General features: G+C 54.8%; 12 protein-coding genes and 1 pseudogene. 11 read left to right on the top strand and 2 right to left on the bottom strand.

The window, feature by feature from the left end; translation table 11 throughout:
* Positions 1-11 precede the first annotated feature (11 nt).
* The 10 genes from BAR1_RS07070 (at position 12) to BAR1_RS07025 (ending at position 13,103) form a co-directional block, all read left to right on the top strand.
* A complete protein-coding gene (locus tag BAR1_RS07070; protein ID WP_118942370.1) occupies positions 12-1,541 on the top strand; it encodes an ABC transporter substrate-binding protein in 1,530 nt (509 codons plus the stop codon).
* 59 nt (positions 1,542-1,600) lie between these two features.
* Entirely contained in the window at positions 1,601-2,518 is a 918-nt protein-coding gene (locus BAR1_RS07065; RefSeq protein ID WP_118942369.1) for an ABC transporter permease, read from the top strand.
* 24 nt (positions 2,519-2,542) lie between these two features.
* Positions 2,543-3,439 (top strand): ABC transporter permease, encoded by an 897-nt coding sequence (locus BAR1_RS07060; RefSeq protein WP_407681532.1) that lies wholly within the window; start codon positions 2,543-2,545, stop codon positions 3,437-3,439.
* Between the two features lie 17 nt (positions 3,440-3,456).
* Positions 3,457-5,109 (top strand): ABC transporter ATP-binding protein, encoded by a 1,653-nt coding sequence (locus BAR1_RS07055; RefSeq protein WP_118942367.1) that lies wholly within the window; start codon positions 3,457-3,459, stop codon positions 5,107-5,109.
* Positions 5,103-6,449: a malonyl-CoA decarboxylase domain-containing protein gene (locus tag BAR1_RS07050; protein ID WP_118942366.1), complete on the top strand. Its 1,347-nt coding sequence runs from the start codon at positions 5,103-5,105 to the stop codon at positions 6,447-6,449. The genes BAR1_RS07055 and BAR1_RS07050 overlap by 7 nt, the downstream gene beginning before the upstream one ends.
* Before the next feature lie 46 nt (positions 6,450-6,495).
* Entirely contained in the window at positions 6,496-7,914 is a 1,419-nt protein-coding gene (locus BAR1_RS07045) for an amidase (protein ID WP_228408782.1), read from the top strand.
* A 3-nt stretch (positions 7,915-7,917) separates the two neighbouring features.
* Entirely contained in the window at positions 7,918-9,417 is a 1,500-nt protein-coding gene (locus BAR1_RS07040; protein WP_118942364.1) for a malonate--CoA ligase, read from the top strand.
* Positions 9,392-10,849 (top strand): FGGY family carbohydrate kinase, encoded by a 1,458-nt coding sequence (locus BAR1_RS07035; protein WP_228408780.1) that lies wholly within the window; start codon positions 9,392-9,394, stop codon positions 10,847-10,849. Before BAR1_RS07040 ends, BAR1_RS07035 begins: the two co-directional genes overlap by 26 nt.
* 707 nt (positions 10,850-11,556) lie before the next feature.
* Positions 11,557-11,865: a helix-turn-helix domain-containing protein gene (locus BAR1_RS07030; protein WP_118942362.1), complete on the top strand. Its 309-nt coding sequence runs from the start codon at positions 11,557-11,559 to the stop codon at positions 11,863-11,865.
* Positions 11,862-13,103, top strand: a complete 1,242-nt coding sequence (locus tag BAR1_RS07025; RefSeq protein ID WP_118942361.1) for a type II toxin-antitoxin system HipA family toxin — start codon at positions 11,862-11,864, stop codon at positions 13,101-13,103. Before BAR1_RS07030 ends, BAR1_RS07025 begins: the two co-directional genes overlap by 4 nt.
* A gap of 32 nt (positions 13,104-13,135) precedes the next feature.
* Here BAR1_RS07025 and BAR1_RS07020 read toward each other — a convergent pair whose 3' ends face one another.
* Positions 13,136-13,471: a helix-turn-helix transcriptional regulator gene (locus tag BAR1_RS07020; RefSeq protein ID WP_118942360.1), complete on the bottom strand. Its 336-nt coding sequence runs from the start codon at positions 13,469-13,471 to the stop codon at positions 13,136-13,138.
* 277 nt (positions 13,472-13,748) lie between these two features.
* Between BAR1_RS07020 and BAR1_RS07015 the strand changes: the two are divergent.
* A pseudogene (locus BAR1_RS07015) lies at positions 13,749-14,405 on the top strand (recombinase family protein); the annotation flags it as partial.
* Positions 14,406-14,412: 7 nt separating this feature from the next.
* Here BAR1_RS07015 and BAR1_RS07010 read toward each other — a convergent pair.
* A complete protein-coding gene (locus tag BAR1_RS07010; protein WP_118942359.1) occupies positions 14,413-15,636 on the bottom strand; it encodes a DUF6236 family protein in 1,224 nt (407 codons plus the stop codon).
* Between the last annotated feature and the right edge of the window lie 78 nt (positions 15,637-15,714).

Genomic DNA, 15,714 nt, shown 5'->3' with positions numbered 1-15,714 from the left:
ATGTAAGAAAAATGAAACTAAAATCAAAAATCAACACGCTTGCAGTGGCGGCAGGTCTGGGCCTTATGGCGCTGTCCACACCGGCAACGGCGGGCGCGGATGACAACACCCTCAACATCGCGTTGGGGCTGGAAAACTATAATATGGACTCATATTTCACGACCCACCGGATCGGGATTATTATGACACGCCACATATGGGACAGCTTGCTCTATCGTGATCCGGTCGATTTCAGCTACAAACCCGCGCTGGCGACATCTTTTGAGTGGATCGACGACACAACGATTGAATTCAAACTGCGCGAGGGTGTGACCTTCCATAATGGCGAGCCTTTTGATGCCGATGATGTTGTTTATACATTCAACTTCATTTCCAACCCCGATAACGAGATCCTGAACCAGCGCAATGTGCAGTGGATCGCGGGGGCCGAGAAAGTTGACCAATGGACGGTGCGCGTTCTTTTAAAAGCGCCCTTCCCGCCCGCGATTGACTTTATCGCTGGCCCGCTGCCGATCTATCCGAACGAATATTATGCCAAAGTTGGCCCAGAGGGCATGAACCTCAACCCTGTTGGCACAGGCCCTTACCGTGTGGTGAGCGTCGAGCAAGGCCAAAAAGTGGTTATGGAGGCCAACGAAAACTATTGGGCCGGCAGCCCCAAAGGCCAGCCAAGCATTAAAACACTGGTGTGGCGCACCATTCCGGATGCCAATACGCAAATCGCCGAGCTTATGTCCGGTGGGGTTGACTGGATGTGGAAAGCTGACCCCGATCAAGCGCAAATGCTAAGTGCCGTGCCTGATATTCAGGTTGTGGGTGGTGAAACCATGCGCATCGGCTTCTTGCAATTTGATGCGGCGGGCGTGTCGGGCGATACCCCGATCACCAACCTGTTGGTCCGCCGGGCGATTTCACACGCGATTAGCCGTCAGGATATTGTGAAAAATCTGCTGCCTGAAGGCTCGCAGGTGGTTAATCCGGCCTGTTATCCAACCCAGGTTGGCTGCACAACCGATGTTCCGACCTATGATTACAACATCGACAAAGCCAAACAGCTTATGACCGAAGCCGGCTATCCGGACGGGTTTGATCTGGAGCTGTTTTACTACCGAGACACAAATCTTGCCGAAGTTATGGCCAATGATCTGGGTAAAATCGGCATCAATGTCACGCTAAACCTGCAAAAGCCCGGTGTGCTGCGCGATATGAGTATTGCAGGCAAAACAGCGCTGATTTTCTGGACATGGGGGTCTTACTCTGTGAATGATGCGTCTGGCTCAACGGGTGTTTACTTTGGCAACGGCATCGAGCGTGATCTGGCGCGTGACCAACAGGTCAATGACTGGTTGGAAATCGGCAATACCACGATTGATCTGGCTACCCGCGAAGACGCCTACAAAAAAGCGCTTACCCGCATCTCGGATCAGGCTTACTGGCTGTCTCTGTGGTCTTATTCCTACAATTACGCCTTTGCCAAAAGCTTGAACTTCACGCCGGCGGCAGACGAAATCCCGCGTTTCTTTACCGCTTCCTGGAAGTAAGCTTCCTTTCACGTTGGCCCCGCCTCATGGGGGGGCCAATTTTCTGGACACCAAAAACAATGCTGATTTATACGCTCAAAAGGCTGGCCCTTGCTATGCTGGTGGCTTTCACTGTTTCGATCATCGCGTTTAGCCTTGTGCGCCTGAGCGGCGACGTGGCAACCGCCATTGCCGGAGAGGCCGCAACGCAGGCCGATATTGACGCGGTTCGGGACAAATACGGGCTGGATAGGCCGCTGCCTGTGCAATATTTCGAGTGGTTCGGAAATATAGTAAAAGGCGATCTGGGCAAATCGCTCTACTTCCAGACCCCTGCCAAAGATGTGATCCTTGATCGGCTCCCCACTACCCTTTGGCTTGGTTTTTTCGCCCTGTGTTTTGCCGTTATTGTGGCTATTCCGCTGGGGATCATCGCGGCGCTCAGGCCCAACACATGGATAGACCGCGCCAGCCTTTCCGTGGCTGTATTGGGCCAAGCCATGCCTACTTTCTGGTTTGCCCTGCTTTTGATGCTGCTGTTCGGGGTCAAGCTGCGCTGGTTGCCGATTTCGGGCAATGAGACATGGGCGCATTTTGTTATCCCCTCCATCGCGCTTGGCTATTATGCCATGCCTGCCATCATGCGCCTGACACGCGCCGGTATGCTTGATGTGCTCTCGTCAGACTATGTGCGCACCGCAAAGGCAAAGGGCCTGGATACCCGGGTTGTGCTGTTCAAACATGCGCTCAGAAATGCACTCATTCCCGTGGTTTCGCTTACCGCGGTGCAGCTTGGCTTTATGCTCGGCGGCTCGGTGATCATCGAGAGCATTTTCACCATGCACGGCGTTGGTCATCTGGCCCTGCTTTCCGTACAGCGCGCCGATTTTCCGGTGGTGCAAGGGATCGTATTGATCCTCGCCGTTATCTACATCCTCATGACCCTGATCGCTGACCTGCTTAACGGCTGGTTAGACCCCCGCATCCGGCTGGGCTAGGGGCAAATTATGGAAGACACAAAAATGACAACGATCGCCGACAGTCTGGAAGGCCAGCCGCGCCCGACACCGCGCCAAAACATGATCGCCCGCTTCAAGATGCATCGCGGCTTTCAGTTTGGCCTGTTTGTTTTGCTGGTAATTTTCGCAATGGCCATATTCGCACCGCTATTGGCCCCGTATGACCCCTATCTACAAGACCTTTCCAGCCGCCTGATCGACCCGGTATGGAACGAGAAAGGAACATGGGCGCACCCGTTTGGCACCGACGGGCTGGGGCGCGATTACCTGAGCCGGATGATATACGGCTCGCGCATTGCGCTGATCATCGGGTTTTCGACCGTGCTGATCTCGGGAACGATCGGCACCATTTTGGGGGTCACCGCTGGGTATTTTGGCGGGCGGGTTGATATGGTGATCAGCTTTTTGATCCTCAACCGCCTTTCCCTACCCCTGGTGCTGATCGCTTTGGCTGTGGTCGCCTCGCTTGGCAATTCACTGTTTATCGTCATCATGGCGCTCGGGTTTTTACTGTGGGACAGGTTCGCGGTGGTTATGCGCTCGGCCACAATGCAAATCCGCAATATGGAATATATTGCCGCCGCCCAGGTGCTGGGTGCCAGCACGCCACGCATTTTGGCAAAAGACATTTTCCCCAATGTGCTCAATCAGTTGGTGGTGGTCGCGACCCTTGAAATGGCCCATGCGATTTTGCTTGAAGCCTCGATGTCCTTCCTTGGCCTCGGGGTGCAGCCACCCCTGCCGTCATGGGGGCTTATGGTTTCCGAAGCGAGCAAATTCATGTTTTTCAAAGCATGGATGGTCACGATTCCGGGCAGCGCGATTTTTATTCTGGTGTTTGCCATCAACCTTTTGGGCGACGGGGTGCGCGATATCGCAGCCCCCGAAAGCCGCAATTAGAGCGTGGGAGACAGCAGATGACACAATCAACCCAACCCATTCTCTCGATCGAAAACCTCTCGATTTCCATCCCCAAAGGCGGCGATCGCGCCTATGCAGTCGAGGGGGTGAGCCTGGAAGTGCGCCCGCAAGAAATCCTGTGTGTTATCGGCGAATCCGGCTCTGGCAAGTCGGTTACGTCCTTCGCCACCATGGGGCTGTTACCCAAGGCCTTGCAACCTTCGGCGGGCAAGATAATCTTTGAAGGGCAAAACCTGCTGGACCTGCCCGAGCGCAAGCGAAAATCCTTGTGCGGTGACCAAATGGCAATGATCTTTCAGGAACCGATGACAGCGCTGAACCCGTGCTATACGGTGGGCAACCAAATTGAGGAAATCTTTAAAAAGCACCGTAAAATGAGCGGGGCAGAACGCAAGCAACGCGTGCTTGACCTGCTTACCGAGGTGCATTTGCCAGAGCCCGAGCACTTGCGGAAAAGTTACCCCCACCAGCTTTCCGGCGGGCAAAGGCAACGGGTGATGATCGCCATGGCGCTGGCGCTGGACCCAAAGCTGCTGATCGCCGACGAGCCAACTACGGCACTCGACGTGACCACACAAGCGCAAATTTTATCGCTGCTGAAAGAGCTTAAAACCAAGCATAGTGCCGGGATATTGTTTATCACCCATGATTTTGGCGTGGTCGCAGAGATTGCCGACAGGGTGGTGGTGATGAAAAACGGCCATATCGTCGAGCATGGCAGCGCCGATGATGTTTTGAACCGCCCCCGGCACGCTTATACAAAAATGCTGATTTCGGCGGTGCCGCGCCAAACCGGTGCCCCGCCCCGGGATTTAGAAGATAGCCCCGTGACCTTGACCGCTGGCAACATTGTCAAAACCTTTCACACCAGTGGCGGCCTTTTCGGTAAAACCCGGACGGTGCAGGCGGTAAAAGGGGCCAGCTTCGAGGTGCGGCGCGGGGAAACCCTTGGCATTGTTGGGGAATCCGGCTCGGGCAAAACAACGCTTGTGCGCTGCCTGATCAAGCTTCTGGAGCCAGATAGCGGCAAGATCGTGATAAATGATGTGGATTTTGCAGCGCTCTCCCATCAGGAATTGCGCGCCCATCGCAAGGATATCCAGATCATTTTTCAGGACCCCTACAGCGCACTTAACCCGCGCCGCACCATCGGGGAACTGCTGATCGAAGGCCCGCTTAATTTTGGGGTCCCGCGTGCGGAAGCTGTTAAAAGGGCGGCGGAATTGTTGAAAATCGTTCAGCTCAGCCCCGATTGCCTGGAGCGCTACCCCGCGCAATTTTCCGGTGGCCAACGCCAGCGCATATGCATTGCGCGCGCACTCGCGGTCGAGCCAAAGGTGCTGATCGCCGACGAGGCGGTTTCGGCGCTGGATGTATCGGTTCAAAAAGAAGTGCTAAACCTTTTGGCCGATATTCGCGATGAATTCGGACTGACACTGGTCTTTATTACCCATGACCTGCGCGTCGCCGCCCAGATATGTGATAATATCATCGTCATGAAAGACGGCGAGATTGTCGAGCGCGGCACAGTGGACGCTGTGTTTAATGCCCCGACCCATGCCTACACCCAGCAGCTATTGGCCGCTGAACCGGGTAAGGACTGGAAAATCCCTGATTTTGAAACCGCGAACGGATCCCCCCCATGCTAAATCAGTTTCTGCGCTCGGTGGTCGAGGCCGGCCATGATTGGTTGCAGCGTGACAAACCACAGGCAAGGGATATTCAAACCCTGTGTTCCGATCTGATGCAGGTCAAAGGCGAGGCCACCATTGCCGCGCTGGCACATGACATTGTCTCGGCATATTATGCGCTCGACGCTGCCGCTTTGGATGCATGGTTTGATTATCTGCTCACCGAATGTGATCTGAACCCCGATCAGGTGATCGACGCGGCACAAGCCTATAAAGAAAGTCGCGCCCCTGACAGCCTGCGCATGTTAATGCAGGCCGCAGAAGCCGCACGCCAGAACCTGTTTCGTCGTATAAATCAAGCCCAAGGCGGCACCGCGATGTTGGTAGATATGCGGGCCAAGCTGCTGGCCCACCTTAAGGCGCGGCCAGAATGGATGTGCATCGACCTTGATCTGCGCCATTTGCTTTCCTCATGGTTCAATCGTGGCTTCCTGAGCATTCGGCGCATTGATTGGCAAACCTCTGCCAGTATTCTTGAAAAGATCATGCAATATGAATCCGTGCACAAAATGCACGGATGGGATGACCTGCGCCGCCGTTTGGCCGATGATCGCCGTTGCTATGCTTTTTTTCACCCGGCCTTGCCCCATGAGCCCTTGATTTTTGTCGAGGTTGCGCTGGTGCATGGGCTGGCCGGATCGGTCGATAATATTCTAAGCAAAGCAGCCGAAATCACACCGCCGGATCAGCGCGATACGGCGATATTTTACTCGATTAATGATTGTCAGGCTGGCCTAAGGGGTATTTCCTTTGGTGATTTCCTGATCAAGAAAGTGGTGTCTGAACTGCAAAGCGAAGCCACTGGTATTGTAGCGTTTTCAACCCTGTCCCCCCTTCCCGGCTTTCGTAAATGGATTGCGCAGGAATGTGCAATTAAAGACGGCGATAATCTGGCAGATGCGCAAAGAGAGGTTCTTTTGCGACTGGAAACATGCACCTCTTTTGATGATCTGGAACCCTATGGCCCCTTCCTGAAAGCGCTTTGTGCCCATTACCTTTTGGAGGTGCAAGAAGACGGCAAACCCGTTGACCCTGTCGCACGGTTTCATCTGCGAAATGGTGCCGAGTTGAACCGGATCAACTGGTTTGGCGACCGTTCGGATAATGGTTTTAACCAGTCTTTTGGACTGCTGGTCAACTATGTTTATGACGTTTCGTCGATAGAGAAAAACCACGAGGACTATGTCCATCACGGACGCATTGCGGTTTCGGATAGCGTGAGAAAGCTCCAGACAACACTGGCAGGCGCACTGCCCGAGACGATGCCCAAAACACCTCGCGAAAAGGCTGAAGAATGAAACGCAGCAAGGACAAACATTTGATGAAAGTGACATCATGGGAAATTTGAGCGAGAAAACGGCGGTGGATCTGGTTAGCGCGCTGAGAGCGCAAGAGATTACACCGCATGACCTGTTGGACGCTTTGGAACAACAGATTGCAGCGGTCGAGCCTGCGGTAAATGCCTTGCCGATCTTGTGTTTTGATCGCGCACGTAAAAACGCTGACAGATTGTTACAGCGCCCGGTAGAAACACGCGGGATTCTGTGCGGGCTGCCGGTTCCGATCAAGGATCTAGATGACGTTGCCGGGGTGCGCACCACCTTTGGATCCCCGGATTTTGCCAGCCATATAGCGCCTGAAAGCTGCTATATGGTAGAGCAGCTGGAAGCGGAAGGCGCGGTTATTTATGCTAAATCCAACACCCCGGAATTTGGCGCGGGGGGCAATACTTTTAACGATGTGCATGGCCCGACCCTAAATCCACGCGATACGCGCCTGTCGGTGGCTGGGTCATCGGGCGGGGCGGCCGCGGCGCTGGCCTCGGGCACGGCTTGGCTGGCGCAAGGTTCTGATAACGCCGGCTCGCTGCGCAGCCCCGCCAGCTTTTGCGGCATTGTCGGGTTTCGGCCTACCCCGGGGCGGGTGGTGCGCGGCCCCTCGGTGAACCCCTATCAAACCCTGCTTTCCAACGGCCCGATGGCGCGCAATGTGCAAGACGTGGCACTGTTTCTGGATGTTATGACCAGCGAAGACCCCCGCGACCCACTTTCGCTTCCGGTGCCTGCCACGCCCTTTTTAGCCGCCGCACAATCCCGCCGGAACCCTGGGAAAGTGGCCTTTAGCCCCAATCTCGGGATCACACCTGTTGATCCTGAAATCGCCGATATTTGCCAGCGCGCTGCTATGCAGTTTGAAGATATGGGCGTGGTGGTCGAGCAGGCCAGCCCCGATTTTTCAGGGGTGCACGAGTGTTACAAAACCCTTAGGGCGTTTGAGTTCAGCCTGTCCATGAGCCACCTGCCCGATGATACCTTGGCCAGGCTCAAGCCCGAGCTGGCCGAGAATCTTGCCATTGGTCGCGGGCTTGGCTTTGATGACATTTCCCGCGCAACCCAGACAAGGGCCAGCATTCACCAGCGTGTGCAGGTGTTTTTTGAAACCTATGATCTGCTTCTTACCCCCACCACCATTGTGCCGCCCTTTCCGGTGGAAGAGCGTTTTGTGCAATCCTGTGACGGGCAAGTTTTTTCGTCCTATCTGGATTGGCTTGCCATTGCCTATGCGGTAACGTTGGTTTCCTTGCCAGCCCTTTCTTTGCCCTGCGGGTTTACCAAAACGGGCATGCCCGTCGGGTTGCAAATGATCGGCCCCGCACGCAGCGAGGCGGCGGTTTTGTCCTATGCTTTGGTGCTGGAAGAGGCCTTGGCATTGGATATTGGCATTGTTAAACCAACACAACAGGTTGCGGCAGCGGTAGGATAACCAATGAATCAAAATCTTTACAGCTTTTTTCAGGCGCAGTTTCCGGCAGAAGGCACAAAGCCGTTCCTGATTCACCCGCGCGCCACAGTCAGCTTTGATGCGGTTGAAAACCAAACGGCCCGCTATGGTGCCGTGCTGCAAGCCAGCGGGGTGCTAAAAGGGGACCGCGTGATTGTGCAGGTGCAAAAATCGCCCGAGGCAGTGCTGCTTTACCTTTCCTGTCTGCGCATCGGGGCGATATTTATTCCGCTCAACACCGCCTATACCCTGCCCGAGGTGCAGTATTTTGTCGAGGATGCCACCCCTGCGGTAATTGTCTGCGACCCCGCCCAAGAGGCCACGATGTCCGCCGCTTTTTCAGCCCATGTGCTGACGCTGGGGGAAAACGGCGAGGGTAGCCTGCCCGCGCGGGCGGCAAGCACTGATCAAGCCGCACCTATTGCCACCTGCGACCAAGATACTTTGGCGGCAATTCTTTATACCTCCGGCACCACGGGGCGCTCTAAAGGGGCGATGCTGACCATTGGCAACCTGGCCTCGAATGCCCGCGTGCTGCATGAATATTGGGGCTGGGAAAAAGGCGACGTATTATTACATGCCCTGCCGATATTCCATGTTCACGGGCTATTTGTGGCGCTTCATTGCGCCTTGCTTAATGGCTCTTCTGTGCTGTTTCATAACCGCTTTGATACGGCAGAGGTGATCAAGGACCTGCCCAAAGCCACGGTGATGATGGGTGTGCCGACCTTTTACACGCGACTGTTGGAAGCACCCGGGTTTGACCGCGCGACCTGTCGCAATATCCGCCTGTTTATCTCCGGCTCTGCTCCGCTATTGGCCGATACGTTTGCCAGCTTCGAGCAACGCACGGGCCACAGGATTCTGGAGCGCTATGGGATGACCGAAGCGGGGATGATCGCCTCGAACCCCTATGAGGGCATACGAATTGCGGGCACCGTTGGCTATGCCCTGCCCAAAGTGCACGCCCGTGTAGCTGATGCCAATGGGACCGAACTGCCCCGGGGCGAAGTTGGCGTGCTGGAAATTGCTGGCCCCAATGTGTTTGCGGGCTATTGGCAAATGCCCGAAAAAACCGCCGAGGAGTTTCGGGCGGATGGGTATTTTATCACCGGCGATATGGCAACCATGGCGCGTGATGGCCGCATAACCATTGTGGGCCGCGCCAAAGATCTGGTGATTTCAGGGGGGTTTAATGTCTATCCCAAAGAGGTTGAGGACTGCATTGATGAACTGCCAAGCGTGAAAGAAAGCGCGGTGATCGGCCTGCCGCATCCCGATTTTGGCGAAGGCGTGGCGGCAGTGATTGTGGCGCAATCCGAGGTGGACGAAGCCGAATTGCGGGCTCATCTTGCCAAGAACCTTGCCAAATTCAAGCAGCCCAAAAAGATATTTATCGTTGCGGACCTGCCCCGCAATACCATGGGGAAAGTGCAGAAAAAGACCCTGCGGGAATCCTATGCCGGCACCTTTTCCGATGGATAAAGCCCGCAAAAATCGCGTAATTGCCGTTGACCAAGGCACCTCTAGCACGCGCGGATATTTACTTGATGAAACCGGTGCGGGCCGCGTGGTTTGCACACGCCAACACCGCCAGATATACCCGCAATCCGGCTGGGTGGAGCATGACCCCGAAGCGCTTTTGAACGATGTAAAAGACTGCATCAAAGCGGCGGGCAAAGTGGATGCGATCGGGCTGGATAATCAGGGCGAGAGCTGTCTGGCATGGCATGCCGACACGGGGGAAGCCCTTTCAAACGTGCTGGTTTGGCAGGACCGTAGAACCGAGGCCGCCGTTGCGCGGTTAAAGCAGGAGGGGGCCGAGGCATTAACTCTTGCCAAGGCGGGGTTGCCGCTCGATCCTTACTTTTCAGCCTCCAAACTGGCGTGGATTCTGGCGAATAACCCCGAGGCCAAGGCCGCGCATACACGCGGAAAGCTGCGATTGGGCACCACAGATGCCTTTTTCATCGAGCGTCTTACGGGCCAATTTGTTACCGACCCTAGCACGGCCTCGCGCACATCCCTTTTCAATCTGGAAACCGGACAATGGGACCAGGAGCTTTGCGATTTATTCGGCGTTCCACTCGAAACCCTGCCCGAGATCAAGCCCACCATGGGACTATTCGGCACCGTTTCCATTGACGGGCACAGCGCGCCGCTAACGGCCAGCGTGGTGGACCAGCAAGCCGCGCTTTATGGCCATGGGTGCCGCCGCGCGGGCGATGCGAAAATCACCTTTGGCACGGGGGCTTTTGCTTTGGCTCTAACCGGCAAAACACTGATCAACCGCCCTGAAAAAGGCCTACTGCCCACCATCGCGTGGCAATCCAGTGGCCACGCTCCGGAATTTGCCCTCGATGGTGGCGTCTATAGCGCCGCTTCGGCCCTCAACTGGGCCAAGACCCTTGGTTTGTTCAAAGAGTTCTCTGAAATCAACACCTTCAGTGCGCCACCTGCTATCACCCGAAACCTGGCCTTTGTGCCCGCTCTTACCGGCCTTGGTTGCCCCTATTGGGATGGCACGGCTGCCGGAATGTGGCTGGGAATGACACTGGACACATCGGCAACAGATATGGTGCAGGCAATTCTGGAAGGCGTGGCGTTAAGAGCCGCTCAGGTGGTGGATGCCATGGAAGAGGTCGCACCACTTGGGCAAACCATTTCCATAGACGGGGGCATGTCCGCCAACCCCTGGTTTTGCCAGTTTCTGGCGGACGTTCTTCAGAAATCCGTAACCGTGCAAACCTCCGCCGAGCTGAGCGCATTGGGCACGGCACTGATGGCTGGCGCAAAAACCGATACCCATGGCACTGCGCCATTCCAGACATTTACCCCCCGCGAGAACATGTCCGAATTCAAACCTGTTTTTGCAGAAGCTGTGCGCCGAAGCCGTGGTTGGAAAGGCAATAGTTAGCACTCTCCTTTCTAGGGGGGCACTGCTTGGTCGGGACAAATCTGCCGTTGTGGAGAATGGCTCCTCACTGGGGTTTGACGTGTTTGGAACTTTGCGAATGGTCGAGGTGATCCGCGGCCTGCTGATCGGGATGGCGCTGCAACCGGTCGGGTGCGAAATTCACGGATAAACCTTGTTTTATTGGAGTTTTCGTCGAGCGAACCAATTAGCCGCGAGGTTCGGTCGGAAAGAGAAAAACGGGGGTTAGAGAACGTCGTGAGGCGTTCCGCCATTCTCACGGGTTCGGTCACCAAGCCTAAACTCCTTTGAAACATAAAGAAAATCATCCCCGCATCGGGGCATATCCGTGTTTCAATGAAGGCAAGTGGCGGAGGACACGACATACCAACGACTTTTTCTCGAAAAGCCGGTCAAAACACAGCGAAAACCCGCAATTAGCCGAGCATTTTCATTCTCTTAGTTCGGTATTAGTGCGGGAAAAATCAGGCTTGAAAGCGGCAGAGCGCGGATGCCCGAAATCCTTACGAATCCTGCGGGCCGGTGTTATGATATTTCCACCCTACCGAGCATTTCAGGAGTTTAACCGCGTGGATGATAACATCACATAATGAAAACCCCGGAAATTCCCTCAACGCTCAGCCCTTGCATGCTGCATTAAATAACCTTATAGTAATAGTTATCACCTCTTTTGGCAGGCAAGTAACCCTATGAAGCCACTTCTGACAGTATCCAAAGCCCAAGCTGAACTCCAGGCGTCGACCAAGGCCAGGCGGCTTGCGATGGGCTTGACGCAGGCCGGGCTGGCAACGCGGGCCGGGGTCAGCCTGCCTACATTGCGAAAATTCGAACAGAAGGGGCAAATCTCGCTGGAATCGTTCCTCAAGCTTCTTATGGTTCTGGATCGGCTGGAAGCCCTTGTAAACGCCCTTGAACCCTCGGAACAGATTTTCTCGTCCATCGACGACGTGTTGAATTCCGACAAGAAACCCAAACCCAAGAGAGGCTGGCGGACATGAGTTTTGGGCCGCCCGATCCAATTAACCAAATCATTGTCAGCCTAGATTTTGGACAGGGTGATCCGATTACCGTGGGGCGACTCGCCCTGCGCGCTGGCAGGGTTTATTTTGAATACGACGGAGAGTTCATCCGATCCGAGCTGGATATCTCCCCCTTGCGATGCCCTCTCCGGCCTGGTGTGCAAACATTTGATCCCCACCTGTTCGAAGGGCTTCCCGGAGTCTTCAACGATAGTCTTCCGGATGGTTGGGGGCGACTGCTCCTTGACCGCAAAGCCCGCTTGGAAGGTCTGATGCCCGCACAATTCAGCCCGTTGGACAGATTGGCCCATGTCGGGCATTCGGGAATGGGTGCACTGGTGTACAAGCCGGACTTCGGCCCCGAAAATGCACCTGATGCGCTGGACTTAAACCAGCTGGCTGCAGACGCCAAACAGGTATTGGATGGTGAGGCGACGGATGTGCTTCAGGAACTGCTGCGGCTAAACGGGTCTTCTGCCGGAGCACGCCCCAAGGCGATGATCGGCGTTGATGCCTCAAAGCAAACCATCATTCATGGAACGCTTGCCATGTCTGAGGCGTTCGAGCCGTGGCTGGTAAAATTCCCGAATGTTAGCGATGGGCAAGACGCGGGAGCAATCGAGTATATTTACGCGTTGATGGCGGTAAAAGCCGGCCTCGAAATGGAACCGGTTCATCTATTCCCCGGGGTTTCTTCCGCCGGATATTTCGCAACCAGGCGCTTTGATCGCAATGGTCGCGCGCGCCTGCACACGCATAGTGTTTGCGGCCTGCTTCATTCCGATTTCCGGACGCCCTCGCTTGACTACGAGGATCTGATTGCACTGACCATGATACTGACGAAAGACATTCGCGAAGTCGAGAAAATGTATCGGCTGGCCGTGTTCAATGTGCTGGCTCATAATCGCGATGACCATTCCAAGAACTTCAGTTTCATAATGGATGAAGCCGGTAAATGGCGTCTATCTCCCGTTTACGATCTCACGTTTTCCTCCGGTCCGGGGGGCGAGCAAAGCACCATGGTGATGGGTGAAGGCCAAAATCCACGGGTGGAACATCTCGTAAAGCTCGGAAAGGAGGCAAAACTGCCCACCATGGTCATTGACGATGCAATTGACAAAACAAAAACGGCATTAGCAGCGTGGGCAGGGCTTGCAAAAGAGCACGGTGTGATGCGCGCCAACATTGATCTTATAGCAAGCAAAATCCAAGGATAGCGCCCGTCCATTTCTTTAATCCTATCACGCCCCTATGCCCGTTTCTTTCCGTCACCTTCCTCTCGGCTCACCGGTTGCGCCAACGCAGCAGTCGCTTGGAAAAACGCGTCCTGTTGCTCGTCCGACATGCCGCGAAACAGTTCCAGAAGCGCGCGCTCGCGCTCGGTTTTGGCTTGCGGCGGGGCATCGAGCAGGTCGAACGGGTGGCAGTCGAGCGCTTCTGCTAACCGATCAACCCAATCGACCGTCAACCCCCGGCGGCCTTTCTCGAGATGGCTGATCTGCTGATTGCTCGCCCCCACCATATCGGCCAGGGCCTGAAGGGTCAGACCACGCGCCTTTCGCAGTTCCGCAATGCGGTTTTTCATGCCCGATTTCCTACATAATTCACTTTTTAGGCCAGATTACCCCCACTATCGCCCAGGAGCAACCAGTGCGTAAGTAATTGGAAATAAAGACTTGTATCCTACTTGATTCACCATATATTGATATTTTCCTACATAATGGATGGACTCCTGATCTCTGATTTCCTACGATCTGCACGAATCAAGCCGCGCCTTCCGGTACTTTGGCCTGACAACACCAGGGTTTTGGAAAGGACCGATTTTGACAGCGGCAAAAGAATTACGTGGATCGGAAGACGACATGCGCCCCGTGATCCGGGCCGCCGAATATGTGCGCATGTCGACCGAGCACCAGAAATATTCCACCGAGAATCAGGGCGAAGCGATCCGCGCCTATGCCACCACCCACGGCATGAAGATCGTGCGCACCTATGCTGACGCGGGCAAGAGCGGTCTCAGCATCAAGGGGCGCGATGCGCTCCAGAGCCTCATCGAGGATGTCGAAACCGGCGCGGCTGATTTCGAGGTCATTCTGGTCTACGACATCAGCCGCTGGGGCCGGTTTCAGGATGCGGATGAATCCGCCTATTACGAATACATCTGCCGTCGCGCCGACATTCAGGTCCAGTATTGCGCCGAGCAGTTCGAGAATGACGGCAGCCCCGTCGCCACCATCGTCAAGGGCGTGAAACGCGCCATGGCAGGCGAATACAGCCGCGAGCTGTCGGTCAAGGTTTTTGCCGGCCAGTGTCGCCTGATCGAGCTGGGCTACCGCCAGGGCGGCGCGGCAGGATTTGGCCTGCGCCGCGTATTGATCGGCGAGAATGGCGAGAGGAAAGCCGAACTGGCGCGCGGCGAGCACAAAAGCCTGCAGACAGACCGCGTCGTCCTCGCCCCCGGCCCTGCCGAGGAAGTCGATGTCGTGCGCGATATCTATCGCCAGTTCATCGAAGACGGAAACCGAACTATGTATCTGAAAACGCGGGGAGTCCAAAGTTTGCGTTAATATCATGCAGGTATGAAAATGGGTTATCCCCTCGCGCTTTTCGGCCAGCCAAATACCCTCTTACACCAATATCCGCCGCGGCAAGCGCTGCGCCCGCCCCGAGCAATTCTGGCTGCCCCAAATCGGTGAAATATGCCAGTGCGCCAGCGGAAGGGACTGATACAGTAATCGCTCGGTAGGCTCCTTCCCATGCTGTTGCTATGCTATTACCATCAAGTTCTCGCTTAAGCGCTCGCAAACTTGGCTCAATTTTTTGCTCATATAGCTGTTGAGCCTTATTAAAGGTTTCCCAACCGTTGATCACATCATCTTGGCTTGCCAACTGGTCTGAAAGCTCCGAAATTTGGGCTGCAAAATCCAAGTATTGATCTTTTCTTTCCTCCCTGAACCGCAGAAGCTTCGATATTGGCACCGATGTATCGACCCGCAATCCTCGCATTACAACGCTCAGCATTGCACCTGTTGCGTTGTTGGGTGACGTATCCACAACATCATCAAACATGAAGCGAAAAGACATGCCATGAGCGCTTTGCCGTGGAGTAAGTGGCGAGATATCCAGTTGTTGCGATAGCTTTGCAGCCAAAGCCGCCATGTAGGCATCCGCGAAACGACCGTCAACGAGCAACCAATCCCCATCTTCATCCCTCATTCGCGGCTGGTTGCGAAACAAATTCCGCATCAAGTGTGGCATCTTTTCAGGATGCATTCTTGCCATTTCAAAATCACGCATCATGCGTCGCATATGCGGCGGGACTTTTCCCGTGTGCATTCTCGCAAGGCCAAAGCGCAAAGCCATTTCCTTTACTTCCGGTGACATTTTTTCTGGATACATGCCGACTTCATGAAAGGCATCCTCGATTTCCCAAGCAAAGCTTTCGGCAGACCGAAGGTCATCAAATGCTGGATTTTCTGATTGCCGAATAGCCCGCCCAAAGCCGTTATTTCGATCTGCCAAACCGAAAATTTTTCTGCCAAGGTCTTCAATAAGGCCGGAATGCAAATCGCAACGCAGAGGCTTTAAATAACCCTCTTCAAAACACGCGCGGCTATCTTCATTTTGATATGGCTTCTCTATTGCGCTCGGGGCAATCGTTTGAATCTCATCCCAAAAAAGTATCGCGGACCTTAACCAAGCTGGATCGTGTATATCAATATGTGGAAAATAAAGCGCTGAACCAAGCATATAAGCCTCCGAGAAAATATCAGGATAAACTGCACACCAAAAAATTGCAAACAACCCTCGAAACGCTGCCGTGCCCGT

Source organism: Profundibacter amoris (assembly GCF_003544895.1).
GTDB classification, from domain to species: domain Bacteria; phylum Pseudomonadota; class Alphaproteobacteria; order Rhodobacterales; family Rhodobacteraceae; genus Profundibacter; species Profundibacter amoris.
The sequence above is the reverse complement of the archived record's forward strand: the minus strand, read 5'-3'. Positions and strand labels throughout refer to the sequence as shown.

Excerpts from the sequence above, each read along its gene's own strand:
- BAR1_RS07070 (WP_118942370.1), top strand. The coding sequence starts at position 12 with ATGAAACTAAAATCAAAAATCAACACGCTTGCAGTGGCGGCAGGTCTG.
- BAR1_RS07065 (WP_118942369.1), top strand. The coding sequence starts at position 1,601 with ATGCTGATTTATACGCTCAAAAGGCTGGCCCTTGCTATGCTGGTGGCT.
- BAR1_RS07060 (WP_407681532.1), top strand. The coding sequence starts at position 2,543 with ATGACAACGATCGCCGACAGTCTGGAAGGCCAGCCGCGCCCGACACCG.
- BAR1_RS07055 (WP_118942367.1), top strand. The coding sequence starts at position 3,457 with ATGACACAATCAACCCAACCCATTCTCTCGATCGAAAACCTCTCGATT.
- BAR1_RS07050 (WP_118942366.1), top strand. The coding sequence starts at position 5,103 with ATGCTAAATCAGTTTCTGCGCTCGGTGGTCGAGGCCGGCCATGATTGG.
- BAR1_RS07040 (WP_118942364.1), top strand. The coding sequence starts at position 7,918 with ATGAATCAAAATCTTTACAGCTTTTTTCAGGCGCAGTTTCCGGCAGAA.
- BAR1_RS07035 (WP_228408780.1), top strand. The coding sequence starts at position 9,392 with ATGCCGGCACCTTTTCCGATGGATAAAGCCCGCAAAAATCGCGTAATT.
- BAR1_RS07030 (WP_118942362.1), top strand. The coding sequence starts at position 11,557 with ATGAAGCCACTTCTGACAGTATCCAAAGCCCAAGCTGAACTCCAGGCG.
- BAR1_RS07025 (WP_118942361.1), top strand. The coding sequence starts at position 11,862 with ATGAGTTTTGGGCCGCCCGATCCAATTAACCAAATCATTGTCAGCCTA.
- BAR1_RS07020 (WP_118942360.1), bottom strand. The coding sequence starts at position 13,471 with ATGAAAAACCGCATTGCGGAACTGCGAAAGGCGCGTGGTCTGACCCTT.
- BAR1_RS07010 (WP_118942359.1), bottom strand. The coding sequence starts at position 15,636 with ATGCTTGGTTCAGCGCTTTATTTTCCACATATTGATATACACGATCCA.